Origin of the sequence: Pseudomonas sp. MYb541 (assembly GCF_037479595.1) — a bacterium.
In the GTDB taxonomy this organism is placed as follows: domain Bacteria; phylum Pseudomonadota; class Gammaproteobacteria; order Pseudomonadales; family Pseudomonadaceae; genus Aquipseudomonas; species Aquipseudomonas canadensis.
Map to the genome: position 1 here is coordinate 12,165 of NZ_JBBGYS010000004.1, position 25,824 is coordinate 37,988.

27 protein-coding genes are annotated in these 25,824 nt (G+C 61.2%); 18 read left to right on the top strand and 9 right to left on the bottom strand.

What is annotated here, in order from left to right; translation table 11 throughout:
- Nucleotides 1-101: 101 nt before the first annotated feature.
- Complete coding sequence (locus WH299_RS03470) at nucleotides 102-1,028, bottom strand: LysR family transcriptional regulator (protein ID WP_122730719.1); 927 nt, start codon at nucleotides 1,026-1,028, stop codon at nucleotides 102-104.
- Nucleotides 1,029-1,145: 117 nt separating this feature from the next.
- Here WH299_RS03470 and WH299_RS03475 point away from each other — a divergent pair, with 117 nt between their 5' ends.
- From WH299_RS03475 to WH299_RS03485, 3 genes are all read left to right on the top strand, one after another.
- The gene (locus tag WH299_RS03475; RefSeq protein ID WP_028615612.1) at nucleotides 1,146-1,439 is read left to right on the top strand and encodes a putative quinol monooxygenase; all 294 of its coding nucleotides are present in this window, start codon (nucleotides 1,146-1,148) and stop codon (nucleotides 1,437-1,439) included.
- A gap of 22 nt (nucleotides 1,440-1,461) precedes the next feature.
- Nucleotides 1,462-2,475, top strand: a complete 1,014-nt coding sequence (locus WH299_RS03480) for a zinc-binding alcohol dehydrogenase family protein (protein ID WP_323623050.1) — start codon at nucleotides 1,462-1,464, stop codon at nucleotides 2,473-2,475.
- Between the two features lie 146 nt (nucleotides 2,476-2,621).
- Complete coding sequence (locus WH299_RS03485) at nucleotides 2,622-2,804, top strand: hypothetical protein (protein WP_016977039.1); 183 nt, start codon at nucleotides 2,622-2,624, stop codon at nucleotides 2,802-2,804.
- A gap of 8 nt (nucleotides 2,805-2,812) precedes the next feature.
- Here the strand turns inward: WH299_RS03485 and WH299_RS03490 are convergent, their stop codons facing one another.
- Both WH299_RS03490 and WH299_RS03495 read right to left on the bottom strand, forming a co-directional pair.
- Entirely contained in the window at nucleotides 2,813-4,006 is a 1,194-nt protein-coding gene (locus WH299_RS03490; protein WP_339549609.1) for a multidrug effflux MFS transporter, read from the bottom strand.
- 85 nt (nucleotides 4,007-4,091) lie between these two features.
- Entirely contained in the window at nucleotides 4,092-4,289 is a 198-nt protein-coding gene (locus WH299_RS03495) for a heavy-metal-associated domain-containing protein (RefSeq protein WP_122730714.1), read from the bottom strand.
- Nucleotides 4,290-4,436: 147 nt separating this feature from the next.
- On the opposite strand from WH299_RS03495, the gene WH299_RS03500 reads away from it, so the two are divergent.
- From WH299_RS03500 to cueR, 3 genes are all read left to right on the top strand, one after another.
- Entirely contained in the window at nucleotides 4,437-4,817 is a 381-nt protein-coding gene (locus WH299_RS03500) for a hypothetical protein (protein ID WP_122730712.1), read from the top strand.
- A 66-nt stretch (nucleotides 4,818-4,883) separates the two neighbouring features.
- Nucleotides 4,884-7,085, top strand: coding sequence for a heavy metal translocating P-type ATPase (locus tag WH299_RS03505; RefSeq protein WP_323623052.1), 2,202 nt, complete (start codon nucleotides 4,884-4,886; stop codon nucleotides 7,083-7,085).
- Nucleotides 7,082-7,483 (top strand): Cu(I)-responsive transcriptional regulator, encoded by a 402-nt coding sequence (gene cueR / locus WH299_RS03510; protein ID WP_323623053.1) that lies wholly within the window; start codon nucleotides 7,082-7,084, stop codon nucleotides 7,481-7,483. Before WH299_RS03505 ends, cueR begins: the two co-directional genes overlap by 4 nt.
- Before the next feature lie 84 nt (nucleotides 7,484-7,567).
- Here the strand turns inward: cueR and WH299_RS03515 are convergent, their stop codons facing one another.
- Both WH299_RS03515 and WH299_RS03520 read right to left on the bottom strand, forming a co-directional pair.
- Nucleotides 7,568-8,467 carry a PA4780 family RIO1-like protein kinase gene (locus WH299_RS03515; RefSeq protein ID WP_016977033.1) on the bottom strand — a complete coding sequence of 300 codons (900 nt, stop codon included), beginning with the start codon at nucleotides 8,465-8,467 and terminating at the stop codon, nucleotides 7,568-7,570.
- Nucleotides 8,468-8,591: 124 nt separating this feature from the next.
- Nucleotides 8,592-9,869: an acetyl-CoA C-acetyltransferase gene (locus WH299_RS03520; RefSeq protein ID WP_339549611.1), complete on the bottom strand. Its 1,278-nt coding sequence runs from the start codon at nucleotides 9,867-9,869 to the stop codon at nucleotides 8,592-8,594.
- 114 nt (nucleotides 9,870-9,983) lie between these two features.
- On the opposite strand from WH299_RS03520, the gene WH299_RS03525 reads away from it, so the two are divergent.
- The 4 genes from WH299_RS03525 to WH299_RS03540 all read left to right on the top strand — a co-directional run bounded on the left by WH299_RS03525 (nucleotide 9,984) and on the right by WH299_RS03540 (nucleotide 15,969).
- Nucleotides 9,984-11,327 (top strand): 3-oxoacyl-ACP reductase, encoded by a 1,344-nt coding sequence (locus tag WH299_RS03525; protein ID WP_339549612.1) that lies wholly within the window; start codon nucleotides 9,984-9,986, stop codon nucleotides 11,325-11,327.
- Between the two features lie 2 nt (nucleotides 11,328-11,329).
- Complete coding sequence (locus tag WH299_RS03530; RefSeq protein WP_339549613.1) at nucleotides 11,330-12,178, top strand: MaoC family dehydratase; 849 nt, start codon at nucleotides 11,330-11,332, stop codon at nucleotides 12,176-12,178.
- Nucleotides 12,179-12,479: 301 nt separating this feature from the next.
- The gene (locus WH299_RS03535) at nucleotides 12,480-14,114 is read left to right on the top strand and encodes a collagen-like triple helix repeat-containing protein (RefSeq protein WP_339549614.1); all 1,635 of its coding nucleotides are present in this window, start codon (nucleotides 12,480-12,482) and stop codon (nucleotides 14,112-14,114) included.
- Nucleotides 14,115-14,286: 172 nt separating this feature from the next.
- On the top strand, nucleotides 14,287-15,969 hold the full coding sequence (locus WH299_RS03540; protein ID WP_339549616.1) for a ShlB/FhaC/HecB family hemolysin secretion/activation protein: 1,683 nt from the start codon (nucleotides 14,287-14,289) through the stop codon (nucleotides 15,967-15,969).
- A gap of 28 nt (nucleotides 15,970-15,997) precedes the next feature.
- Here the strand turns inward: WH299_RS03540 and WH299_RS03545 are convergent, their stop codons facing one another.
- Both WH299_RS03545 and WH299_RS03550 read right to left on the bottom strand, forming a co-directional pair.
- On the bottom strand, nucleotides 15,998-16,396 hold the full coding sequence (locus tag WH299_RS03545; RefSeq protein WP_016977027.1) for a response regulator: 399 nt from the start codon (nucleotides 16,394-16,396) through the stop codon (nucleotides 15,998-16,000).
- 47 nt (nucleotides 16,397-16,443) lie between these two features.
- A complete protein-coding gene (locus tag WH299_RS03550) occupies nucleotides 16,444-16,641 on the bottom strand; it encodes a Flp family type IVb pilin (protein ID WP_016977026.1) in 198 nt (65 codons plus the stop codon).
- Between the two features lie 332 nt (nucleotides 16,642-16,973).
- On the opposite strand from WH299_RS03550, the gene cpaB reads away from it, so the two are divergent.
- The 8 genes from cpaB to WH299_RS03590 are packed head-to-tail and all read left to right on the top strand — an operon-like array spanning nucleotide 16,974 to nucleotide 24,407.
- Entirely contained in the window at nucleotides 16,974-17,918 is a 945-nt protein-coding gene (cpaB, locus tag WH299_RS03555) for a Flp pilus assembly protein CpaB (RefSeq protein ID WP_339549618.1), read from the top strand.
- 19 nt (nucleotides 17,919-17,937) lie between these two features.
- Nucleotides 17,938-19,167, top strand: coding sequence for a type II and III secretion system protein family protein (locus WH299_RS03560; RefSeq protein WP_123474007.1), 1,230 nt, complete (start codon nucleotides 17,938-17,940; stop codon nucleotides 19,165-19,167).
- Complete coding sequence (locus WH299_RS03565; protein ID WP_028615598.1) at nucleotides 19,164-20,357, top strand: pilus assembly protein; 1,194 nt, start codon at nucleotides 19,164-19,166, stop codon at nucleotides 20,355-20,357. The genes WH299_RS03560 and WH299_RS03565 overlap by 4 nt, the downstream gene beginning before the upstream one ends.
- A complete protein-coding gene (locus WH299_RS03570) occupies nucleotides 20,354-21,625 on the top strand; it encodes a CpaF family protein (protein ID WP_028615597.1) in 1,272 nt (423 codons plus the stop codon). Before WH299_RS03565 ends, WH299_RS03570 begins: the two co-directional genes overlap by 4 nt.
- Nucleotides 21,626-21,635: 10 nt before the next feature.
- Nucleotides 21,636-22,517: a type II secretion system F family protein gene (locus tag WH299_RS03575; RefSeq protein ID WP_338573190.1), complete on the top strand. Its 882-nt coding sequence runs from the start codon at nucleotides 21,636-21,638 to the stop codon at nucleotides 22,515-22,517.
- A gap of 1 nt (nucleotide 22,518) precedes the next feature.
- Nucleotides 22,519-23,406, top strand: a complete 888-nt coding sequence (locus WH299_RS03580; RefSeq protein WP_028615595.1) for a type II secretion system F family protein — start codon at nucleotides 22,519-22,521, stop codon at nucleotides 23,404-23,406.
- 10 nt (nucleotides 23,407-23,416) lie between these two features.
- Entirely contained in the window at nucleotides 23,417-24,127 is a 711-nt protein-coding gene (locus WH299_RS03585) for a tetratricopeptide repeat protein (RefSeq protein ID WP_305383474.1), read from the top strand.
- A 10-nt stretch (nucleotides 24,128-24,137) separates the two neighbouring features.
- Nucleotides 24,138-24,407 (top strand): DUF3613 domain-containing protein, encoded by a 270-nt coding sequence (locus tag WH299_RS03590; protein WP_028615593.1) that lies wholly within the window; start codon nucleotides 24,138-24,140, stop codon nucleotides 24,405-24,407.
- A gap of 12 nt (nucleotides 24,408-24,419) precedes the next feature.
- Here the strand turns inward: WH299_RS03590 and WH299_RS03595 are convergent, their stop codons facing one another.
- Nucleotides 24,420-25,208: a response regulator transcription factor gene (locus tag WH299_RS03595; protein ID WP_339549619.1), complete on the bottom strand. Its 789-nt coding sequence runs from the start codon at nucleotides 25,206-25,208 to the stop codon at nucleotides 24,420-24,422.
- A 126-nt stretch (nucleotides 25,209-25,334) separates the two neighbouring features.
- On the bottom strand, nucleotides 25,335-25,784 hold the full coding sequence (locus tag WH299_RS03600) for an A24 family peptidase (protein ID WP_339549620.1): 450 nt from the start codon (nucleotides 25,782-25,784) through the stop codon (nucleotides 25,335-25,337).
- Between the last annotated feature and the right edge of the window lie 40 nt (nucleotides 25,785-25,824).

The following is a 25,824-nucleotide window of genomic DNA, read 5'->3' on the forward strand; positions in this document are numbered from 1 at the left end:
TAGGCACCGAAGTATAGGGGCGCAAACCGTCGGTTCCATCGCGTCTGACAGCGTAGAGAGGGACAGGAGCTGAGTGAAATTTCCTACTTTGATGGAGTCCGTTACGTCGCACTGGATCGCACTGGCAATTGGGCGGTCAATGTCGTACAGCGGGAAGCGAGCATTTCCCGCAGCAGATTGATGGGCTTGCTCAGTTGCGCACGATGGGCACACAACAGATTGAGCGGCGTGCGCTCACCCCGCAGCTCCGGCAGGATAAGCCGCAAGCGCCCGGCCAGCACGTCGGTACTCACATCCAGCCAGGACTTGTAGGCAATGCCCACACCCGCCACCGCCCAGCGGCGGACCACATCGGCATCGTCACTGAAGCGGTCGCCGGTGACGGTCAGGCTGATCTCGCGCTTGCCGTCGTGAAAGGTCCAATGATCGTGGACCCGGCTGCCAAGCATGTACAACAGGCAATTATGCTGGGCCAGTTGCTCCAGGTGCCGAGGCTCGCCATAACGTGCGAGATAGCTGGGAGAGGCACACAGCACACGCACATTGTCTGGGGCGATGGGCAGCGCAATCAGGCTGGAGTCTTCAGGCTCACCATAGCGCAAGGCGATATCCACCGGCTGGCGGAACAGATCGGCAATCCGATCACCCAGCAACAGCCGCACGGTGAGTTGCGGGTAGTCACGCTGGAACTCATCCAACCACGGCAATAGCTGATTGCGCCCGAAATCCGACGGAGCCGACAATTGCAGCACACCGCTGACATGGTCCTGCCCGCTGGCCAATAAGCGTCGCCCTTCATCCAGCGAGCTTAAGGCCGCACGGGCATATTCCAGGAAGCCCTCGCCTTCGGCCGTTAGCCGCAGGCTGCGAGTGGAGCGCGCCAGCAAGCGTGTACCCAGTTGCTGTTCGATCCGCTTGAGTGCCGCACTCGCCACCGCAGGCGACAGGTCCATCACCCGTGCCGCAGCGGACAAGCTGCCAAGGTCTGCCGCACGCACAAACAACTGCAAATCATCAAAACGCAGCATGCACTTGCACTCATTATCAAAGTTTTGTTGAAACAGACTGCTGTTTTAGCGGGTTTTATCTGCGCAGGAAATAGCCAATCATCTGTGCATCCGTTCATTACGTGTCTGGAGTTGAATATGACCACCGCCTTTAACGTCATCGCCACGCTGATCGCCAAACCCGGCCAACAGGCCACCCTGGAAACCTTGCTGCGCGGCCTGTTGGAACCCACTCGCCTGGAGGCCGGTTGCGAGCAGTACGACCTGCACCAGGATCTGCAACACCCGGAAACTTTCTACATGCTCGAACGCTGGAGCGACGACGCGGCGCTGGCCGACCACGACCAGAGCGCACATATCCAGAGCTTTCGCGCCAAGGCCGCTGATGTGCTCGAACACTTCGAGCTCAAGCGCCTGAAATTTCTCGCCTGATCCCCCCTTTTCTGGAGCCATCATGAAAGCCATTGCTTACTACGCCTCACTGCCGATCAACGATCCAAACGCCCTGCAAGACATCGAACTGCCTGCGCCTGTCGCCGGCCCGCGTGACTTGCTGGTGGACGTAAAAGCCATCTCGGTCAACCCGGTGGACACCAAGGTTCGCCAGAACGTCGCTCCGGAAAATGGCGCCGCCAAGGTACTGGGCTGGGATGTGGCCGGTGTGGTCAAGGCCGTCGGCAGCGACGTGACGCTGTTCAAGGCCGGCGACAAGGTGTTCTACGCCGGCTCCCTGGTGCGTCCAGGCGGCAACAGCGAATTGCACACCGTGGATGAGCGCATCGTCGGGCATATGCCGAAAAGCCTGGGTTTTGCCGAAGCCGCCGCGTTGCCGCTGACCGCCATCACCGCCTGGGAATTGCTGTTCGAACGCCTGCAAGTGCAGGAAGGGACACAAGACCTAGGCCAGAGCCTGCTGATCGTCGGCGCTGCCGGTGGCGTGGGGTCGATCCTGACCCAACTGGCCAGCCAGCTCACCGCCTTGAAAGTGATCGGCACTGCTTCGCGTCCGCAAACCCAGGAGTGGACCAGGGCCCTCGGCGCCGACCTGGTGATCGACCACAGCCAACCGCTGAGCGAAGCGCTGAAAGCCGCTGGCCATCCGCAAGTGACCCACGTCGCCAGCCTGACCCAGACCGATCATCACTTGGACCAGTTGGTGGAGGCCTTACAACCTCAAGGCAAACTGGCGCTGATCGACGATCCCAAGGCGTTGGACGTCAGCAAACTCAAGCGCAAGAGCCTGTCGCTGCATTGGGAGTTCATGTACACGCGTTCGATGTTCGAGACCCCGGACATGATCGAACAGCACAACCTGCTCAATCGCGTAGCCGAACTGATCGACGCCGGCACCTTGAAAACCACGGTAGGTGAGCACTTCGGTGTGATCAATGCGGCGAACCTGCGCCGTGCCCATGCACTGCTGGAAAGCGGCAAGGCCAAGGGCAAGATCGTGCTGGAAGGCTTCTGAAAAAACAGCTGTCAGAGTCGTCCATTATTCATGTAAGTAATGGACGACACCGCTAGTCAGACAGTTGACCTTTGTCATATCTCTGAGCGTATTCGGGTTTATATTGGCCGCCTTTGCCACGATTCTTTTACGTGAGGAAGTCAGCAATGAAAATCCTGATAAAAGCGTTAGCAAAATCCGCAGGCAATAAATGGCAAGTCCGTCTCGACCAGGACGCCTTCACCTTCCGCACCGAGGCAGAGGCCCGTGCCTTTGCCGACACCCTGCAAGCCCGTATCCAGGCGCCCCACCGTTTTCCAAGCAGCCAGCAACGTTCCGCCGCTGGCTGATCCGCTGTTCAGACCTGCGCCTGCAAGGCCCGTTTGCGTTGCAGGCGCTGGGTCGACATTGCGATCGTCACCGCCAACACACCGCACAAGCTGATGACCATCGCCATCGGCATCGCCGTGCCGTCGTGCAAAACTCCGACCAACGACGCCGCTCCCGCCGCCACGCCAAACTGAATGCAACCGAGCAACGCCGAAGCGCTACCGGCCCGTGCACCCTGCCCGCTCATGGCACAGGCCGACGTATTCGGCAAAATGCAGCCCAGGCTGGCGATGCAAATAAACAGCGGCACCAGTAATGGCCACAACGCATCGGTGCGCAGCGCCGCGATACCCAGCAAGCTCAACGCGGCCACCAGATAGACCCACACACTGCGCGACAACAGGAACGCCGGGCCACGCTTGGACAGCAACCGCGCGTTGACCTGCGCCACCAGGATAAAGCCCGCAGCGTTGGAGCCGAACAGCCAGCCGTAATGCTCGGCAGGCACGCCGTAGAGCTGGATGAAGACGAAAGGTGAACCGGCGATGTAGGCAAACATCCCGGCAATCGAGATACCACCGGTGAGGGCGTAGCCGAGGTAGACCCGGTCCGACAGCAGCGCAGCATAGCGACGCAGCGACCCGGACAACGGCTGGCGCGGCTGATGGCCCGGGAAGGTTTCCGGCAGCCCGACGGCCACGGCGATGGCCGCCATCACGCTGAAGATCGACAGGGCGAGGAAAATCGACTGCCAGCCCCATATTCCCACCATCAGCCCACCGGCCAGCGGTGCAAGGATCGGCGCCAGGCCGGTGACCAGCATCAACTGGGAAAACACTTTGGCTGAGCCGACCGCGTCGCATTTGTCACTGACCACTGCGCGGGAGATCACCATGCCAGCGCAGCCACCAAGGGCCTGCACAAAACGCGCGCCGATCAGCCATTCCAGGGAAGGTGCAAAGGCGCAGGCAAATGAAGCCAGGGTAAACAGCGTGACCCCACTGAGCAGCGGGCCGCGTCGGCCAAAGCGGTCAGCCAGTGGGCCATAGATCAATTGGCCGATGGCCAGGCCACCGAAATACACCGCCAGCGTCAGTTGGATGTGTTTTTCGTCGGTCGCGAAGGCCTTGGCCATGGCCGGGAAGCCGGGCAGGTAAAAATCGATCGCCAAGGGCGCGAAGGCGCTCAAGGCACCCAGAATCAGGATTATGCGGAGGTTCATCGGGCACCCAAGTGAGACGGCAGCCCGATAGTCTAGCCGCGCTTGGGTGCATTGAACACGATAGCTCGCTAACTATTTACCTGTATCAGGCAAGCTTGGCGCTGTAGCCCTCTTCGGTGATCGCCTCGATCACCTGTTCGGCAGACAAGCGGCTTTCGACGCCCACTTCCTTCGCGGCCAAGTCGACCGTCACACTGGCCGCCGAATCCTGGTTCTGCACTGCCTGGGTCACCGCTCGAACGCAATGGCCGCAGGTCATTCCTTCAACGCTGAATACTTGCATGACATGACTCCTTTGATGAGGTTGGACCCAGTCTCGACCTTGCCACGATGGCAAGGTCAAGTTCCGGGAATTTCTGCCGGGCTGGTATTTGGCCGCTTCAAAGGCCAAGCTTCACCCATCTTTGATTCACACCACGGAGCATTCGCCATGCGCTGGTCGTTTTTTGCCCTTGCTGGCCTGATGAGCTTGTCGGCCGCTGCGCCCCAAGCCTTCGCCGCAGAAGACTATGCGGTGCTGATCATTTCCCGGGAACGCCTGGAAGTGCCGACCAACTGCGAAATCGGCCTGTACCTGAATGACCAACTCGCGGGTAGGCTGTTCCAGGAACAGGCCACATCGTTCAACTTGCCGGCGGGCAATCTGTCGTTGCGCCTGAAGCTGCTGCCGGGCCAATCCCCTGGCTGCCTGCCGGGGATGTTGGCGCCGCCGGCGCAGAACATCACGCTCAAAGTCGGTGACGTGCGCAAACTGCGCATTGCCCAGGGCCCGGATGGGATGTACCTGAAAGCTGCCAAATTGGAATATTAAAGGCGCTTGACCTTCCCCACAGGTCAAGGTTGATCCTAAGGGCAACTTCTCTTGGAGGACTGCCCCATGAATGGATCCACCACCTTTGACCTGCCGATCAGCGGCATGACCTGCGCCAGCTGTGCCGGCCGGGTCGAGCGGGCGCTGGGCAAGGTGCCGGGGGTGCAAAGCGTCAGCGTCAACCTGGCCAATGAACGCGCCCATATCGAAGTGCTCGGCCAGATGGACCCCGGCGTGTTGATCGCCGCTGTCGACAAGGCCGGCTACACCGCCACGTTGCCCCAGAGCGAAACAGCCACCGACGCGGACCAAGCCCAGCGCCTGCACCGCGAACGTTGGTCGCTGGTGCTGGCGATCCTGCTGGCATTGCCATTGGTGCTGCCGATGCTGGTGGAGCCGTTCGGCCTGCACTGGATGCTGCCCGCCTGGGCGCAGTTCGCCCTGGCCACCCCCGTGCAGTTCATCTTTGGCGCACGCTTTTATGTCGCCGCCTGGAAAGCCGTGCGTGCCGGTGCTGGCAATATGGACCTGCTGGTGGCGATCGGCACTAGCGCCGGTTATGGCTTGAGTATTTATGAATGGCTCACCGCGCATCCTGGCATGGCACCGCACCTGTACTTCGAAGCCTCGGCGGTGGTGATCGCTCTGGTGCTGCTCGGTAAATATTTGGAGAGCCGCGCCAAGCGCCAGACCGCCAGCGCTATCCGCGCCCTGGAAGCCTTGCGTCCGGAGCGGGCGATTCGGATGATTGAGGGCCGTGAAGAAGATGTCGCCATCAATGCCCTGAAACTCAATGATCTGGTGCTGGTAAAACCCGGCGAACGTTTCCCGGTGGACGGTGAAGTGGTCGAGGGGCAGAGCCATGCGGACGAAGCCCTGATCAGTGGCGAAAGCCTGCCCGTGCCAAAACAACCCGGCGATAAGGTTACCGGCGGCGCCATCAACGGCGAAGGCCGGCTGCTGGTGCGCACCCTGGCCCTCGGCGCCGAAAGCGTACTGGCGCGAATCATCCGCCTGGTGGAAGACGCCCAGGCCGCCAAGGCTCCGATCCAGAAACTGGTGGATAAAGTCAGCCAGGTCTTCGTCCCGGCCGTGCTGGTGCTGGCGTTGGTGACTGTGGTGGGTTGGTGGCTGTATGGCGCGCCCCTGGAAACCGCAATCATCAATGCCGTCGCGGTCTTGGTGATCGCCTGCCCTTGCGCCCTGGGCCTGGCCACGCCAACTGCGATCATGGCCGGCACGGGTGTTGCCGCGCGCCACGGTATTCTGATCAAGGATGCCGAAGCCCTGGAACGCGCTCATGAAGTAAGCGCGGTGGTCTTCGACAAGACCGGCACCCTCACCTCCGGCGCGCCGAAGATTGCGCACTTGGCAGCCGTGGATGGCAACGAAACCTTGCTGCTGCAACAAGCCGGAGCGTTGCAACGTGGCAGTGAGCACCCGTTGGCAAAGGCCGTGCTGGACGCCTGCAAGGAACAAGGTCTGACAGTGGCGGACGTGACCGCCAGCCAATCCCTGACCGGGCGTGGCATCGCCGGCACGCTGGACGGTCTGCAACTGGCTCTGGGCAATCATCGCCTGCTGGAAGAAACCGGCTTGAACGCGGGCCATCTGGCCGACTCCGCCAAGGCTTGGGAGGCAGAAGGCCGCACCTTGTCCTGGCTGATCGAGCAAGGCGCACAACCCCGAGTGCTTGGGCTGTTCGCCTTTGGCGACACGCTCAAACCCGGTGCGCTGGAAGCGGTGGAGCAACTCAAGGCCCAGCACATCAGCAGCCACTTGCTCACGGGTGACAATCGCGGCAGTGCCCGCGTGGTGGCCGAGGCATTGGGCATCGACGATGTGTACGCGCAAGTACTGCCTGCCGACAAAGCCGCCACCGTCGCCGAGCTGAAAAAAACCGGGGTTGTCGCAATGGTCGGCGACGGCATCAACGACGCCCCGGCCCTGGCCGCCGCCGATATCGGCATCGCCATGGGTGGCGGCACCGACGTGGCCATGCACGCCGCCGGTATCACCCTGATGCGCGGCGATCCGCGCCTGGTACCTGCGGCACTGGAGATCAGCCGAAAGACCTACGCCAAGATCCGCCAGAACCTGTTTTGGGCCTTTGTGTATAACTTGATCGGCATTCCCCTGGCCGCCTTTGGCCTGCTCAACCCGGTACTGGCCGGCGCGGCGATGGCCTTGTCCAGCGTCAGCGTGGTGAGTAATGCGTTACTGTTGAAGACGTGGAAGCCCAAGAACCTGGAGGATCAGCGCCCATGAACATCGGCCAAGCCGCACGCCAGAGCGGGTTGAGTGCCAAGATGATTCGCTACTACGAATCCATCGGCCTGCTCAAAGCCGCGCATCGCACCGACAGTGGCTATCGCGTGTACGGCCAGGATGACTTGCACACCCTGGCGTTTATCAAACGCTCGAGGGATCTGGGGTTTTCATTGGATGAGGTCGGCAAACTGCTGACCCTGTGGCAGGACCGGCAGCGGGCTAGCGCCGATGTAAAGGCGTTGGCACGCCAGCATATCGATGAGCTGAACCAGAAGATTCTTGAGCTGGGACAGCTGCGCGATACCTTGCAGGACCTGGTAGAGCACTGCCAAGGCGATCATCGGCCGGATTGCCCAATCCTCAAGGAATTGGCGTCCGGTAGCTGTTGCGCCTGAGGGAGTCTATCTGAATACATACAAACCAAATGTGGGAGCGAGCAAGCCCGCTCCCACATTTTTAGATCTCCATGTATCTGGAGATCACTGCATCCACGGTGGTGGCGGTGGCTCGTCCGGCACCTTGCTCGGCGGCGCATCATCCGCCGCGCGGATCGCCTGGCGACGCTCTTCATCGAGCCGCGCCGCTTCGATCTCGCGGATCACACCGCCGACATCCGCCAGCTCTTCCGGCTCGTCGAACTCGCCGGTCAATACACTGGCCGGGTGCAGGGTGCCGGCTTCGTAAAGCGCCCACATCTCCTTGGCGTACTTGGTCTTCTTCAACTCCGGAGCAAAGCGCCCAAAGTAGGAGGCCATGTTGCCTACATCCCGCTCCAGCATGCTGAAGGCGTGGTTGTTGCCCGCCGCATCCACCGCCTGGGGCAGGTCGATGATCACCGGACCGGTCGGCGTGAGCAGCACGTTGAACTCGGACAGGTCACCGTGCACCAGGCCGGTACACAGCATCAGCACGATCTGGGAAATCAGGAAGGCGTGGTATTCGCGCGCCTGGTCCGGTTCCAGCGTGACGTCGTTCAGACGCGGTGCTGCATCGCCATACTCGTCGGCCACCAGTTCCATCAGCAGCACACCTTCGAGGAAGTCGAACGGCTGGGGCACGCGAACGCCCGCACCGGCCAGGCGGAACAACGCCGCCACTTCGGCGTTCTGCCAGGCATCTTCGGTTTCTTTCTTGCCGAACTTGGAGCCCTTGGCCATGGCCCGGGCCTGCCGGCTGTTACGGACCTTACGGCCCTCCTGGTATTCGGATGCCTGACGAAAACTTCGTTTGTTCGCCTCCTTGTAAACCTTGGCGCAACGCAATTCGTTGCCGCAGCGCACCACATAAACAGCTGCTTCTTTACCACTCATGAGTGGGCGCAGCACTTCGTCGACCAGACCGTCTTCGATCAGGGGTTCAATGCGTTTAGGAGTCTTCATCAGCTTTTATTGTGGGTCCTTTATTACCAAATACGCGTATGGCACTCGTTATACGGCAATCAGCGCGTCGGTGGGAGGGGCTACCGACCGTTGATCACTTAAGAATGCAACCAATAGGCCAGTTTCAGCGCTCTATGATCGCTGTAACCCCTTGCCCGCCCGCCGCACAGATGGATATCAGCCCGCGGCCTTTGCCCGCCGCATCCAGCAACTTGGCCAGATTGGCGACGATACGCCCACCCGTGGCGGCAAACGGGTGCCCGGCGGCCAGGGAGCTGCCTTTCACATTGAGCCGGCTACGGTCGATGGCGCCCAAGGGTGCGTCGAGTCCCAGGCGTGTCTTGCAGTAGTCCGCGTCTTCCCAGGCCTTGAGCGTGCACAACACTTGGGCAGCGAAGGCTTCGTGGATCTCGTAGTAATCGAAGTCCTGCAGCGTCAGACCATTCCTCGCCAGCAAGCGCGGCACCGCATACACCGGCGCCATCAGCAGGCCTTCGGCGCCGTTGACGAAATCCACTGCCGCCGCTTCGCCATCGCGCAAGTACGCGAGGATCGGCAAACCGCGCTCTTTAGCCCAGGCTTCACTGCCCAAGAGCACCAGCGAGGCGCCATCGGTGAGCGGCGTGGAGTTGCCGGCGGTGAGCGTGCCCTTTTCGCTGCGCTCGAAAGCGGGCTTGAGGGTCGCGAGTTTTTCCAGAGTCAGGTCTGGCCGCAGGTTGTTGTCGCGGGTCAGGCCCAGAAACGGGGTGAGCAAATCGTTATGCCAGCCTTCGGCATAGGCGGCGGCCATTTTCTGGTGGCTTTCCAGCGCCAGCTGGTCCTGCTCGGCGCGGGGAATTTGCCAGGTCTGCGCCATCAATTCGCAGTGTTGCCCCATGGACAAACCCGTACGTGGTTCGCCATTGCGCGGCAGTTCCGGCTTGAGGTGATGAGGACGAAGTTGTAACAGGACTTTTAATTTATCCGCCACGGATTTGCTGCGGTTGGCCTGCAGCAGGATCTTGCGCAGGCCTTCATTCACCCCGATCGGAGCGTCGGAGGTGGTGTCCACCCCGCCAGCAATCCCGCATTCAATCTGACCCAGGGCGATCTTGTTGGCCACCAGCAACGCCGCTTCCAGACCGGTGCCGCACGCCTGCTGGATGTCATAGGCCGGCGTTTGCGGCGACAGGCGCGAGCCCAGCACGCATTCGCGGGTGAGGTTGAAGTCGCGCGAATGCTTGAGTACTGCGCCAGCGGCCATCTCACCCATGCGCAGGCCGTGCAGGTTGTAGCGTTCGATCAGGCCTTCCAGGGCGGCGGTCAGCATGGCCTGGTTACTCGCCGTGGCGTAAGGGCCATTAGAGCGAGCGAAAGGAATGCGGTTACCGCCGATGATCGCCACACGGCGCAATTGAGTCATGGAAAGCTCCCTGAAGGTTGTGGGTGGAATCATTCAGCCTAGCCTAGGCTCAATCGAACGACTGCCGCCCCGGGGTGGTCAACCCTTTGAACCCCAGCCTTCGGAGAGCGTTCCATGTCTGACCGTTATATCGACTTCGCCAACTCAAGCCTCGGCCATCGCCTGGTCGCCGCCATTGGCCTGCCGTCACCGGTACGCCTGGAACGCTGGCAAGCCGGGCGCCTGCGTCCAGTGGAAGGTGCTTTGCTGCTGGGCGGCGGCGCGCTGGCGAGCAACGTGCAGGCGTTTGCCCACAAGCTCACCGACGCGATTTATACCTACGGCGCGCAGACGTCGACGTGGATTCCCGGTCACGGTCCCAAGCTCAAGGCCGTGGTGTTCGACGCCAGCGACTTGCAGCACACTGATCAACTCAAGCAACTGCGCGAATTCTTCCAGCCGCTGCTGAAAAACCTGGATAACAGCGCCCACCTGGTGATCCTCGGCCGCGCGCCGGAAAGCCTCAGCGACCCCTTCGCCGCCAGTGCCCAGCGCGCCCTGGAAGGCTTCAGCCGCTCGCTGGCCAAGGAACTGCGCAATGGCGGCGTGCTGCAATTGCTTTATGTGGGCGACGGTGCCGAAGACCAACTGGAAGGCGCGCTGCGCTTCTTCCTCTCGCCCAAAAGCGCGTATATCTCGGGGCAAGTCATTCGCCTGGACGCTTGCGCCACACCCGTCGAGGACTGGACGCGGCCCCTGGCCGGGCGCAAAGCGCTGGTCACTGGCGCAGCCCGAGGCATCGGTGCCTCCATCGCCGAAACCCTGGCCCGCGACGGCGCCGAGGTGATTTTGCTGGACGTGCCCCAGGCCAAGGCCGACCTCGAAGCCCTGGCCGCGCGCCTGGGGGCACGCACTGTCACACTGGATATCTGCGCTGCAGATGCCGCCAGCCAATTGGTCGAACAGCTGCCTGATGGCCTCGACATTCTGGTACACAACGCCGGGATCACTCGCGACAAGACCCTGGCCAACATGACCCCGGAATACTGGGACGCGGTGCTGGCGGTCAACCTCAATGCGCCGCAGGTACTGACCAAGGCGCTGCTCGACAGCGGCACCCTGCATGACAACGCCCGCGTGGTGTTGCTGGCGTCGATCAGCGGCATCGCCGGCAACCGTGGGCAGACAAACTACGCCGCAAGCAAAGCTGGATTGATCGGCCTTGCGCAGGCCTGGGCACCGCTGCTCCAGGAGCGCGGCATCAGTATCAACGCCGTGGCGCCCGGCTTTATCGAAACCCAGATGACTGCGCATATTCCGTTTGCCTTGCGTGAGGCCGGACGACGCATGAGTTCGCTGGGCCAGGGCGGCCTGCCGCAGGACGTCGCCGAAGCGGTAGCCTGGCTCGGCCAACCGGGCTCCGGGGCCGTTAGCGGTCAAGCGCTGCGGGTGTGTGGGCAAAGCCTCTTGGGAGCATAAACATGCAATGGAAGACGCTAGGCACTACGCCATTCCTGCCGCCGTTGTATTGGCGCGCCGCGCTCAAGCGCAAGATCACCGGCAACACGTTGCCCGAGCAGGGGTTGCGCTGTCGGGTGAGCATCAACGTCGAGCAAGTAGCGGCGTACCGCAAGGTCTGCGGTTTTGCCGACAGCCCGATCCTGCCGGCGACTTATCCGCATATCCTGGGGTTCGGGTTGCAGATGCAGTTGCTCACCGACAATAGTTTTCCCTTCCCGCTGCTGGGGTTGATTCACCTGAGTAACCGCATCCGTATCCATCGCCCGCTCGGGGGTGTAAGCGAGTTGTCCATCGCTGTCCACACGCAGAACCTCAAGCCCCATCCCAAGGGCGCGACCTTTGATCTGATCACCACCGTCGAGGACTCCCTCGGCCTGCTGTGGGAAGCCGAAAGCCGCATGCTTTGCCGAGGCGTAAAGCTCGAAGGTGAACCCGAGGATGACGCCCAGCCTTCCCCCACTCAGGTCAGCGAACTGACCCGCTGGAAAGCCCCCGCCGATATCGGCCGCCGTTATGCGCGGGTCTCCGGCGACTACAACCCGATCCACCTCAGCGCCCTCACCGCCAAGCTGTTCGGTTTTCCCCAGGCCATCGCCCACGGGCTGTGGAACAAGGCGCACACCCTTGCCGCCCTCGGCGAACACCTGCCCGCCGCCAATATCGAGATCAGCGTCGAGTTCAAAAAACCCGTGCGCCTGCCCGGTGAAGTGACGTTGTTGACCAGCGCCGCCGGCTCCAGCGGTGAGTTGTGGTTAAAAGGCGCGGGCGATATTGAACATATGGTAGGCAAGTGGTGGCCGATCGCCTGAAAGAAACCGATTAATTGTATATATATACCCTAAGTAATAGCGGACTTTTTTACGTCCGCTTTTTTATTCAAGTCATTGATTCAAAACATATATACATCTTGATACATCCTTGCCTTATACCCTTGGTATTAGTTACTTAACCGGTACACCCGTGCCGTATATAAATCGTTAATACCAAGTAGAGCATTGAGCGAACGCACCGCCGGGGCTGTTATAGCCATACGGACAAACACATTGCTACCCCGAGAAGTAGCGAGTGTTTGAAGACAACCAAGGTTGTACAGGTGCAAGGAACTCAATCATGAAAACTCAAGTCGTGTTTTGGAAAGCAAGTACCGCGCTGGCCCTGGCCGTAGCACTGGCACTCGGCGGCTGCAGCAGCGGTGGTGGTGGGCACAAATCCAGCGTGGCATCGTCCTCACCCGATGCGGGTGCAGGAACAGGTGGCGGTACGGGTGGCGGCACAGGTGGTGGCACCGGCGGCGGTACGGGTGGCGGCACAGGTGGTGGCACCGGCGGTGGTACTGGTGGCGGCACAGGCGGCGGTACCGGTGGCGGCACAGGCGGCGGTACTGGTGGCGGCACCGGCGGTGGCACCGGCGGCGGCACCGGCGGCGGAACAGGTGGTGGCACGGGTTCGACAACCACTCCCCTGGTGACTGGCCAGATTGCCGGCACTCTGGGCGGTACTGTCGGTAACGTGGGCGCTGCGGTCGGCGACCTTGGCGACACCTTGAACAACGTTCCCATCGTTGGCACTACGGCTGGCGGTCTCGTCACTGCTACCGGCAACGCCGTCACCAGCATTGGCACTGGCGTCACTGCCGGACTGGGCTCTCTGGGTACCAACAGCAACTCCCTCGGCATTACCGTGGCGGGGGTCGGTAACGGCGTTGCCGACCTGGGCGACGGTCTTTCGACGACCGGCAAATCCCTGTCGACCACACTGGGCGGCATTCCGGTGGTGGGTGGTTTAACCGGCGGCGTCGGCGGTGCTGCCGGCGGCGTGGTCGATAAGGTGGGCCAGACCGTCACCATGCTCGGCGATACCTTGAGCACTGCCAGCACCACCGGGCCGCTGGGTTCTCTCACTAACACGGTCGGCGGTAAAGTGTTGGTGCCTGTGGTCTCGCTGGTGGAAAACACCACGGGCAACCTCGGCAAGGCCACCGGCCTTGGCAACCCGGTCAATGGCCTGCTGGATAAAGTCGGCTCCACTGTGACCGGCCTGGGTGGTCAGGTTGCCAGCGCAGGGGGCACCGGCAACCCGGTGACCAATATCGTCGGCGGTGCATTGACCGGCGTCGGTGGCGTGCTCGACAAGTCCGGTGGCTATGTCGCCCCAGCGGGCGGCGCTTCGAAACCCGGCCTGCCTGAGTTGGTGGGTGGCCTGGTAGCCAACGTCGGTAATGGCCTGAATGCCGGCAACACCAATGGCGCCGTGAGCGCGGCAGGCGTGACCGGTGGAGCATTGGGTGGCACTGTCGCTTCCCTCGGCACAATCATTGGCGGCAATGGCGTCGCCAATACTGCAGCGACGTCGCCCGTTGCCGGCTTGGCGACCAACGTCGGCGCGGCCCTTAACCCAGTGACCTCCGGTGTCGCCAGCCTGACGCAAAACATCGGAAACACCACGGGCATCGGCGCTCCGGTCAATGGCCTGGTGACTCAAGTCGGTGGCGCCGTCAGCGGTATCGGTGCCAACCTGACGGCGGCCAACGCCAACCCGATCACCAATGCCCTCGGCGGCACCGTCAGTGCGGTTGGCAGTACCGTAGGCTCGGTCGGTGGGTTGGTCACAGGCGGTACCGGCACCAGCGGCGGTCTGCTTGGCGGACTGAACGTAGGCGCCAACACCTCGGCGGGTGGCAGTGCGAATACAAATACCGGCGGCGGCCTGGGCGGTTTATTGAACGGCCTGACCGGCAAAAAATAGAATTGCACCTGGCCGATTAGACGGCCTCCCCTACAGCGCCTACGCTTGGTTGAGACGAGAGACCCAATAAGTCTCTCGTCTTTTTTATGGGGCCTGGAACATGCCCCACCCGAACCGAGTCCCAGAACCGGGCGGGCCCGAAACGCTGCTGCAGTTGACCATGGAGTGTCCTATGCGCGTGTTGACGCCGTTGTTATTGCTTACTCTCAGTGCCTACGCCCAAGCCGAGACCCTTCCCAGCTTCCTCAACAGCAACGACACCATCCGCAACCTGCCAGTGCCCAACCTTCCCGCCGACGCCTATCGACCGGCCACGCCACAGACCCAGGTGCCCGAAACACCATCTACTCAGGGCCAGCCGCTGTTGATGGACACCAAGGTCACGATTCGCAAGCTGCAGATCGAGGGTGGCACCATCTACCCGCTCGACGAGACCGCCAAGGCCTACGAACCGTTGTTTGGTCATGAGACCAACCTGGCGCAACTGATCGAAGCCACCCGTGGGGTTACCCGTCGCTACCAGCAGGACGGCTACCTGCTGTCCTACGCATTCCTGCCCCAACAGAGCTTCGAAAATGGCCTGGTGCGCGTGATTCTGGTGGAAGGCTATATCAAGGACTACCAGCAAACTGGCGATATCGGCTCGGTCTCGGCTTACGTCGACAAACTGGCCAATAAACTCCTGGCCGAACGCCCGCTGACCCGCAAGACCTTCGAGCGCTATACCACGCTCATGGGCCGTATCCCAGGCGTCACACTGCAAGCGCAAGTACCCGCGCCGGGAACCACCGACGGTGGCACACACATGCAGATCACTGCCAGCCGCAAGCCCTTCACCAGTAGCATGAGCATGACCGATGACAGCCGCGGAGGCCTGCAGGCCCTGCTTACCGGCACCAGCAACTCCCAGACCTCAATGGGCGAGCAACTCAACGTCAGCGGGCTGTTCCCGCCTGGCGAAGATAAAGAGCACTACTACCGTGTGGGCTACAGCCAGTTCATCAATGCCGAAGGCACCCAGCTGGCGCTCGCCGCCGAACGCTACCGCGCCGACCCCAAAACCAACGTGCAACTGGACGGCGGCTTCGAGCTCAAGCCGCACCAGTCCATCGATCGCTATTCCATCGGCCTCAGCCACCCGCTGATAGCCTCACCGAATGAATCGCTGACCCTCGGCACGCGCCTCTACGCAGTGGACCAAACCACAAGCTACAAACTCTTGGGCTACCCCCAGCGTTTCGACGTTGAAACCAACCTGCGCGCCCTGGCCTTCGAGGGTGACTGGCGCAAGTCCGACACCCGCCAACTGCGTATCCTCAGCGCCGGTCTGTACCAGGGCATCAACGGCATGGGCGCCAGAACCCACAGTGATTTCGAAGGGCTCAAGCCCGACCTGGACTTCTTCCGCCTGCGCCTGTCCGGCGTACAAAGCGACAAGTTCTTCGATAACTGGCAAGGCGTCCTGTCGGGAGCGTTTTACTGGAGCAATGACACCCTGCCGGACAGCGAACGCGCCACGTTCGGTGGGCAGAACTTCGGTCGTGGCTACCCTGACGACCAGGGTTCCGGTGACAAGGGCTGGGGGCTGGCGTATGAGGTCAACTACAGCTACAACCGCGCTGGCGACTGGGTGAGGATTCTGCAGCCCTATATTGTGTTCGACCGCGCCAAGACCTGGTTCAACGATCTGCCTGTCAGAAGCAGCGACCTGTCATCGGCTGCACTCGGGCTGCGCTTCGGGGACAACAAGTACTACAACATAGCCCTGGAAGCGGCCAAGCCGATGTCGGATATCGCGCTGGACAGTTTCAACCGGCGGCCACGGTATACGTTGAGCTTCAGTTATCAGCTCTGATCCTACCCTTTAGGCGCTAGTGGGGCGCCTAAAGCCTGGTTTTCGGGAGGGGAAACAGATTGTTCAACGTATCAATCAACCGAACCAGATAGATCGGCTTGCGAAACAGGTCCAGCACTTGCAGGCGCAGCATGTCGCTCACATCGTCCATTTCGGCGTGGCCCGACATCACAATCACCGGCAGGTGTGAGCGTGAGGTGTGTTCGCGCAGGCGCTTGATCAAGGAGATACCGCTTTCCTCGGGCATGCGCAGATCGGTGATGACCAAGGCGATGTCGGGGTGAAGTGTCAATTCTTGCAGGGCGAAGGTGACGGAGGTGGCGGTAAAACAGACAAATCCCTCGTTTTCGAGGGATTCGGCGAGTTCGATCAAGGCGTCCTCTTCATCGTCCACCAATAGAATTTGCTGGCGTGAAGACGCGCTCATGGCATCACCTTCAAGAGGGGATCATCATAACGGCCACCACAACTAAATCATGTTCCGGTCGGCATATTAGTGGTCATATTGGTGAAAATGGTTTTTACCTTAGTTCCAAGCCCCGTCCCGGCACCCACTATAACGAGCGCTACCAACGCTACGACAATGGCGTATTCGATGCCTGAGGCTCCTTCTTTGCGACTGAAGAATAGTTGGGTTTGGACATACAGCTTCAACACCAGGTCAAGGAACATAAGACTTCTCCCTAAAACGCCACTGGAAGCCGGAACGGCTCTAGTACCAGATAATCGCGGCGTGCCATTAGAGCATTGTCAACAAACCCCAGCCTCACAACTGTAATAACGAATTAATCATAAAGTATTAGTCGTAACGTCAGCCCCTATAAACGCGCCGTATAAAGGCAGCGTTTATAAGCTCACATAATTTTTCTCCAGGGTAATGGCATTTCGTCCTAGCTGAGCTACCTTCAAATAGCCAAATCGTTAGATGTTCATCACAGCCAGGTTGCGGATTAACCCATTCGAATTAATCGGGTGTGCAGTGCAACGGGAAAGGGAGAGCCGTCATGAACAGTCGCATCAGCATGGTCCTGGCCGGCTTGTTGCTGATCGGGGCCTTGATCGCCGGGTACTGGGGGCTTGTTTTAAGCCGCGCTCCGGAGCCTGTCGCAGCCCCCGCCGTACCTGTCGTTTCCGTTGATAACACTGTCGCTGCGGTGGAAGACCAGACCCGCCAACCGGTGGTGGTGCTGGCGCATGACGTGCCCGCTTTTGTGCCACTGACCGACGCCGACCTGATCCTGGAAAAACTGCGCACCGCGCCCGCCGGCAGCCTCACCCAGCTCGATCAAGCCATCGGTCGCATCCCCCTGCGGACCTTGGGCGCAGGCACTTGGCTCACCGAAGAAAGCTTCAGCGGCGGCGGCCCGCTCGCCCGCATGATTCGCCCGAATGAGCGCGCCCTGGCCGTGGCCGTGGATGAGGTGAGCGGCGCTGGGGGCCAACTGACGCCAGGCGATTACGTGGATGTGCTGCTGTTCCTGCGCCAGGATGTCGGTAACGTCGAGCAGTCGGCGCAGATCGTCCTTCCGGCCATGCGCCTGCTCAGCGTCGGTGACCAGTTGGGCCTGGCCAACGATGGCAAACCCGCTGTGCCACCCCCGGTCACGCCTGAAGAACGCGCCCAAGCCGCCCAACGTCGATACGGCGCACGCACCGTGGTGCTGGCCGTGCCGGAGCCACTGCTAAGCCGACTGATGCTCGCGGCGCAAGCCGGCGTGTTGCGCCTGGCGGTACGTAGCGCCGAGGAACAACTGCTCAGTCGCTACTGGGCTGGCGAAAGCGACGCATCAGAGAGACTGGAAAGCGCCAACCGCAACCTCTACCAATTCACCCAATTGGCCTTGACCGGCCCGCCCAAACGCGTGGTCCAAGCCAGCACCACTGGGCCTGGCGTACGCCGTGGCGTTGAAGTGATTCGCGGTGCCCAAGCGGCACCACAAACTCCGTGATCGAGCAAGGATGCCTTGAATGAGCCATCGCTACGCACCCCTGTTCACGCACATGGCCTGGGCCCTGATGCTGTCGAGCCTGCCGGTCGGCATGGCCTTGGCAGCGCCGGGCAACTGCGGTGCCCTGGGTCAGTTACCCGCCGTGGTCGAGGTGGGAGAAGGCCTGCAACAAGAGCTGCAATCACCGGTGGCCATTACGCGCCTGGCCATCGGCGACCCGAAAATCGCCGATGTGCGGGTCAACGGTGACCGGAACTTTCTGCTGACCGGTGTTTCGTCCGGCGCTACCAGCCTGATGGTATGGACCGCCTGTGCCAGCGCGCCGCGCCAAAGCATGGTGTTCGTCAAGGGCAAGGCCACGTCGGCGCTGACCAGCGTGTCGCTGCCGCCGTCGGAAGACCCGTTGTTGCCCAGCCAGGTGCAGACCGATATCCGCTTTGTCGAGGTCAGCCGTACCAAGCTCAAGGAAGCCAGCACCTCGCTGTTCGGTCAGGGAGGTAACTTTCTGTTTGGCAGCCCCGGCAATGGCACGGCACCTGTTGCGCCGGCCAATAGCTTTCGCGGACAGGGAGTGAATAACGGTTTTTTCAATATCGGCTTCGGCGGTGGCCGCATCTCGGCCATGATCAATGCCCTGGAGCAAAGCGGCTTCGCCTATACCCTGTCGCGTCCCAGCCTGGTGGCGCTCAGCGGACAGAGTGCAAGCTTCCTTGCGGGCGGTGAAGTCCCCATTCCAGTGCCCAGTGCCGGCAGCGACAGCATTTCCATCGAGTACAAAGAGTTCGGCATTCGCCTGACCCTGACCCCGACCGTGATTGACCGCAACCGCATCACCCTCAAGGTGGCGCCAGAAGTCAGCGAACTGGACTACAGCAACGCGGTGCAGATCGAAGGCATTCAGGTGCCGGCGTTGACCGTCCGCCGTACCGACACCAGCGTGTCCCTGGCCGATGGCGAAAGCTTTGTGATCAGCGGCCTGATCAGCAGCAACAACCGCTCCACCATCAGCAAGTTTCCGGGGCTGGGCGACATCCCGATCCTCGGGGCGTTTTTCCGCGACTCCAATATCAGCCGCGAAGAAAAAGAGCTGCTCATGATCGTCACGCCGCATCTGGTGCAACCGTTGGCGGCCAACGCCCAACTGCCCTCCTTGCCCGGCGAGAAACTACGCAGCTACGACCCAAACTGGTATCGGCTGTTCTTCCTGGAAAACGGCAACTTTGACCGTCGCAGTGGACTTTCCCAATGAGCGATAGCCTGAGCCAGACCTTTCTCGCCATCACCCGCAACACCACTGACCTGGAGTGGCTGCAGGGCGCCCTGGCGCCGCTTGGCCAAGTCGTCAGCGCCGGCACCGGCAGCCTGGACGAACTGCTGGCGCTGGTGGATGTGACCTTCGCCAACCTGGTGTTCGTCGGCCTGGACCGCGAAAACGTCGTGGCCCAGAGCGCATTGATCGAAGGCGCCCTGGAAGCCAAGCCGATGCTCGCCGTCGTCGCCCTGGGCGATGGCATGGACAACCAGCTTGTGCTGAACGCCATGCGGGCCGGCGCCCGCGACTTCGTGGCCTACGGCTCGCGCTCCAGTGAAGTGGCGGGCCTGGTGCGACGCTTGAGCAAGCGCCTGCCCACCGTCACCAACAATGCACAACTGGGTGGCCTGACCGTGCTCTTTGGCACCCAGAGCAATGCCGATGGGGCGATGCTGGCCACCCACCTGGCGCTGGTCGTGCAGAAAAGCGGCCAGCAAACTTTGTTGCTCGACCTGGGCCTGCCGCGCAGCGACAGCCTGGCCTTGCTGGGTCTGCAAAGCACCTTCAATTTCGGTGACGCGTTGCGACACTTGCGCCGCCTCGATACCACCCTGATCAACAGCGCCTTTACCCCCGCCCTGGACGGGCTGCGCATCCTGGCCTACGCCACCGGTGACGAACCGCTCAAACTCACCAGTGCCGCCGAGCTGTTCATGTTGCTCAGTGCACTGCGCCAGCACTTCCAGCACATCGTCGTGAACATTACCGGGCAACCCGACAGCGAGGCCCTGCGCACCTTTGTCAGCCACTGCGACAAACTGCTGTGGTGCACCGACCAGAGCGTACTGGACTGTCGCCGCAACCTGGCAATACTCAACCGCTGGCGCGAAAAAGGCATGAAGCTGGATCACGCCAAACTGGTGGTGGACCGCTACATCAAGGCCTGCGCACCCGATACCGAGGCCCTGGAAAAAAGCTTCGGCCTTGAGTGCATCGCCGTACTCCCGCTGAGCGCCGAGCTGCGCCTGAATGTGAAAAACCAAGGCCAGACCCTGTTTGCCCTGGCCCCCCGTGAACCTTTGACCCAAGCCGTGCGCACCTTGGGCGAGCGCCTGGCAAAACGCTCCGAGGGCCTGGCGAAGCCGTCGATGCGCTGGTTTGAACGCTTCCTGGGGTCAGGACGATGAACGGCGAAAAACTGTTTGGCGGCCCAGCCCGCGCCGCTGGCGGCAACAGCGATCACGATGGCCTGAAGCTGGTGCTGCACCGCTACATCATCGACGCCATCGAGGAGTCGGGTAAAAACCTGCTCGAAGGCACACGCCAGTCCCTGGCGCAATTTGTCATCGACAAGGTTTCCGAATACATCACGCGCATGCGCCTGGCGATCTCGCGTTATGAGATAGAGCGCCTGGCCGAAGAGATCGTCGACGAACTCACCGGTTTCGGCCCGCTGGAAGTGCTGCTGCGTGACCCTGCGGTGACAGAAATCCTGGTCAATGGGCCGCACCGTGTGTTTATCGAACGCGATGGTTTGCTGCACCAAAGTGACCTGCGGTTCATCGACGACCACCATGTGGAGCGCGTGATGCAACGCATCCTCGCGCCATTGGGCCGGCGCCTGGATGAATCCTCGCCGATGGTGGATGCGCGCTTGCCCGACGGCAGCCGGGTCAACGCAATCATCCCGCCGATTGCCCTGGACGGGCCGTGCCTGTCGATTCGGAAATTCCGCAAGGACATGCTCAAGAGCAGCGACTTGGTTGCCATGCAAACCATTGATCAAAGCATCTTCGAGTTCTTCCAGGAGGCCGTGGGCAAGCGCTGCAACATCTTGATCAGCGGCGGCACCGGCACCGGCAAGACCACGCTGCTGAACATCCTCAGCCAGTTGATCAACCCCCATGAGCGCCTGGTGACCATCGAAGACGTCGCTGAACTGCAACTGGGCCACCCCCATGTGGTTCGCCTGGAAACCCGCCCGCCCAACGCCGAAGGCCATGGCGAAGTACGCTCCAGCGACCTGATCCGCAACGCCCTGCGGATGCGCCCGGACCGCATCATCCTCGGCGAAATCCGTGGCGTGGAAGTGCTCGACGTGATGACCGCCATGAACACCGGCCACGACGGTTCCATGAGCACCGTGCATGCCAACAATGCCCAGGATGCGTTGCTGCGCCTGGAAACCCTGGTGGGTCTGACCGGCCGTGTGGTCGCGGAAAAAACCCTGCGCCAGATGATCTGCGCCGCGCTGGACGTGATTATCCAACTGACACGCATGCCCGATGGACGCCGCTGTGTGAGTGAAGTGGTGGAAGTGGTCGGCGTGCGCGAAGACGTGTATGTCACCAACACCCTGTTCCGCCTGGACCGGCGCACCGGCTTCGGTTTCCTGCGCGAAGCCATCAACCCGGCCGGCGACAAACTGCGCCGCGAATCGGCCTTGCAATCCTAGGGAGCGCCAGATGATCGGACCTGTGTTGCTCCTTATCTGCCTGCTGCTGATCGGCCTGTCGTTCTGGCAATTTCAGCACGGCCTGCGCAAGGCCCAGACGGACCGCGTGCTCGAACGTCTCGGCGACGGTCAGCCCGAAGTACAGGACACCGACACCCGTTGGACGGGCCTTGAGCGGATGTTTCAACGTGCCGGGCTGGGCAAACCCACGGACCGCCTTGGCCTATGGCTGAGTGCCTGGGTGACCGGCGTACTGTTGGGCTGGCTGTTCGCCGACGGGTTGGGCCTGATCACAATGATCGTCGGACCGCCTTTGTTTCTGAGGGTGTACATCAGTTGGTGTTATCAACGCCGCGTGCAACGTATGGTCGAGCAACTGCCTCAATTGCTCGACCACAGCGTGCGCAGCCTCAAATCCGGCAGAACCTTGGCCGACGCAGTACTGGGCGGTGTCGAGAGCACTGAAGATCCGCTCAAGGAAGCCATGGGCCGCGTTCAACGCAATGTGCGCATGGGCGTCAGCCTGCCGGACTCGGTCAGCGACTTTGCCGAGTTCTATGAACAGGATGAATTCCGCCTGTTCGCCCTGGGCCTGAAGGTCAATCACCGCTACGGCGGCAATGCCAGTGAGCTGCTGGAAAACCTGATCAAGATGATCCGCGAACGGGAACAGGGCGCCCGTCAACTCAAGGCCATGACGGGTGAAACCCGCATGACCGCGTATGTGCTGGGCGGGCTGCCGATACTGATCGTGGGGTATTTCATCCTGGTCAATCCCGATTACCTGATGAACATGTGGAACGACGATACGGGACGCATCATGCTGTTCAGCGCGCTGGTCATGGACATCAGCGGCACCTTGCTCATGTGGCGCATGCTGAGGAGTGTCTGAGATGGCGCTGCTGGCCTGTGTCTTGTTGTTGCTCGCCGCCTTGGTATTGTTCGGCGGCCAATTGCTCGAGAATCGCCGACGTGACCGCCGGGTGGCTGAGCGCCTGCAAGGGCGTATGGGCGGCGATGCCAAGCTTGGCACGTTCATGCGTCAACTCGGCGCCAGCACCCTGGCCCAGCGTTCGGTCAGCCTGGACAACGAGACCCAGATACTGCTCAACCGCATTGGTTGGCGCAAGGCCAGCCAACGTTCGCTGTTTGCGGCCTTTCAGATCGGCTTGCCCATCGTGTTCCTGGGCCTGACCGTCATCGGCCAGCAGGTTTTTTTCCCTGAAATGGACCCCGCGTGGATTGCGCCCCTTTTTGGCCTGGGCATTGGCTACCTACTGCCCAAACGCGTGCTCGCCGCCGCCGCCAAACATCGTCAGCAAACTATCGCCAAGGAAATCTCGACCTTCATTCCGCTGCTGCGCATCCTGTTCGAATCGGGGATGGCGGTTGAACAGTCATTGCGCGTCCTGGGCACCGAAGCCCAGCGCTTGCTGCCCGCGCTGACGCATGAGCTGCGCCTGATCCTGGCGCGGGTCGATTCCGGCCTGGAACTGGGCGAAGAACTGGGCAAGACCGCGCGTTTGCTGGAAGTCGATGAGTTCACCGACACCTGCATCATCCTTCAACAATTGATCCATCAGGGCGGCGGCGCGATGAAGTCCTTGCTGGCCCTCAAGCAACTGCTCGACGACCGACGCCTGACCCGCCTGCAGGAATACATTTCAAAGATGTCAGCAAAAATGTCGGTGGTGATGATGGTGTTTCTGTTCCCCGCTTTGCTGATCGTGCTCGGCGGCCCGGCCTTTATCGGCATCGCACGGGCGATGGCCAACTTTTGAGGAGACCTTGATGAGAGTAATGATTGCCGGCTTGGCCATGCTGATGCTCGGCGGCTGCGCCACCAATGGCCAATCACCCTGGGCAGCGTTGACCTCACCGGGCAGTTGCGCCAAGCCAAGCTCGGAACAGGAACTGGCGCTCAACCTGTCTGATGATTTGGCCAACGAAGGCAAGCTGCACGCCAGCCTGGCCAACCTGCAAAGCCTGCCCGAAGCCTTGCCCCAAGTGCGCCAGCGCAAGGCCCGCACTTACCGCCTACTCGGGCGCAGCGAAGCTGAACCGTTGTACCGCAGCCTGCTCGGCACCTGCATGACCGCCGAAGGCGAGCACGGCCTGGGGCAATTGGCGGCCGCGAAGGGCAACAGCGCCCTGGCCATGGCCCACCTGCAGCGGGCGGCGCAGCTGGCGCCCACTGATGAGAAAATCCGCAATGACTTGGGCGTGGTTTACCTCAACCAATTGCGCGTGGAAGAAGCCCGCTTTGAATTCATGACGGCCATCGAACTCAAGCAGGGCGACCCGTTGGCCGCCGTCAATCTGATCACGCTGTTGATCTACCAGGACGACTGGGGGCAAGCGGCCAAGGTCGTCAGTCAGCTGGGCCTGAGCCGCGAGCAAGTCTCCGATGCCCAGGCCCGCGCAGAAAAACTCAAGGGCGCCCGGACGGCGGCGCGCAAAGTCGCGACCGTGCGCGATGCCCTGCCGGTGAGCCTCAAGTAAGGAGTGATCGATGAAAGCACATTACCTGATCGGCCTGGTGCTGTTACCGCTGGGCGCCATGGCCATCGAACCCGGCCCGTCGTCCCCGCAGCAGGCGGAAACGGAAAACTGGATGGTCTTGCAGATCAACGGGCGAGCCGCTTCGCCGACGCCACAAAGGGCCACGCCCGCGGAACGGGAGCAGGCCTCGCAGCGTTGGCTGGACACTTACAAATATCCGATTCCAGAGTTTTTCGAAACGGGCACCAGTGGGGACTCTAAAGGCGGCCAGAGTCAATGAGGTCCTGGCGCTTCAGTGCGCCGTCACTCGCTGGCGCATCGCCGAGTTGCTCGGCGACAAGGCCAGTGCCAGTTGGGTACGGTTATGCATATGGGTCAGGCGCAGTACTTGGGACACGTACAGCTTGACCGTGTTCTCGGTGATCCCCAGTTCGCAGGCGATCTGGTAGTTGGTCTGGCCCTTGCCCACCAGGCGCGCTACATCCAGTTGGCGTGGCGAGAGCTGGTTGAAGATGCTCGGAATTTCCACCGGGCCGGCTTCTTCGGCGACCAGGTCGGCCTCATCCGCCACGCCGGCACCTGGGCTGCGGCGCACTTTGTCGAGGTCCTGGTACAGGTCGTTGATGGATTCGGAAAGGTATTGCAGCTTCTGGTTCAGGTGCCCCAGTTGCAGCTCCTTGCGTCGCTCTTCCAGCGCTGCTTCCTGGCGTTGTAGACCTTCGAGCAACTCGTCGAGATTGATCGGCTTCTGGTAGTAGTCCGAGATCCCTGCACGCAGGGCCTTGATCACGTCCTGTTTATCGGCGCGCCCAGTGAGCATGATCGCCTCGAATGCCCGCGCCTTGCCTGCCACCTTTTGCATGGCCTTTACAAGCTCGATGCCGTCCATGTCCGGCATGTGCAGGTCGCAGAGCACCAAGCCGATCTCGGCGTCTTCGCTGAAGCGCTGCAAGGCGTGTCGGCTGGACTCACAAGGGACGCAGCGATAACCACTGCTTTCAAGAAATTCGCAGAGCTCTTCCACGATCAATGGCTGATCGTCGACCACGAGCACTTTTACCGCCGAGGTAAGCTTGTTCACGCGTTACTCCATGCCTGGCCAGCCAAAAGATTGACCTATCCTTTTTGACGAAGAATCCTACACATCCACTCAATAAACGTAGACCTACTTTCCGACTATGTACATAGCGATAGAGGCCTAGTGCGACTAATGGATCCAAAACCAGTACAGCACAAATCCTGTCAATACAAAGGGGGCAAAAGGCTGCTTTGTTGACACGCCCGGTGAAGGTACCTCTCGGTGCGCGCTAAACCTTTGATGGATAAGCACCCAGGCGCCCTGGAACACGGCGGCACCGATCAACGACCATAACAAAGCATCCAGATTGCTCGACAGGGCCAGGGCGGCCAACAGCTTCACATCCCCCGCGCCAAAGCGGCCCAGTGCATAGCCCGGCAAGGTCAGCAGCAGTGCCACGGCAAAGGCCCAGCCTCCGTCGCCAGCGGGTGCCCCCAACCAGGTCGTGCCCCTCCACAACAGGTATATCAACGCCAACAGCGCCACTCCAAGGGTCAAGCTGTTGGCGATTTGCCGTTGACGCATGTCCTGCAACGCACAGAGCCCCAGCCAGAGCAGTATCACCACGCTATGAATCACGTAAAAAACATCCCTTTTCGCTGATTGATTCTATGCTGAT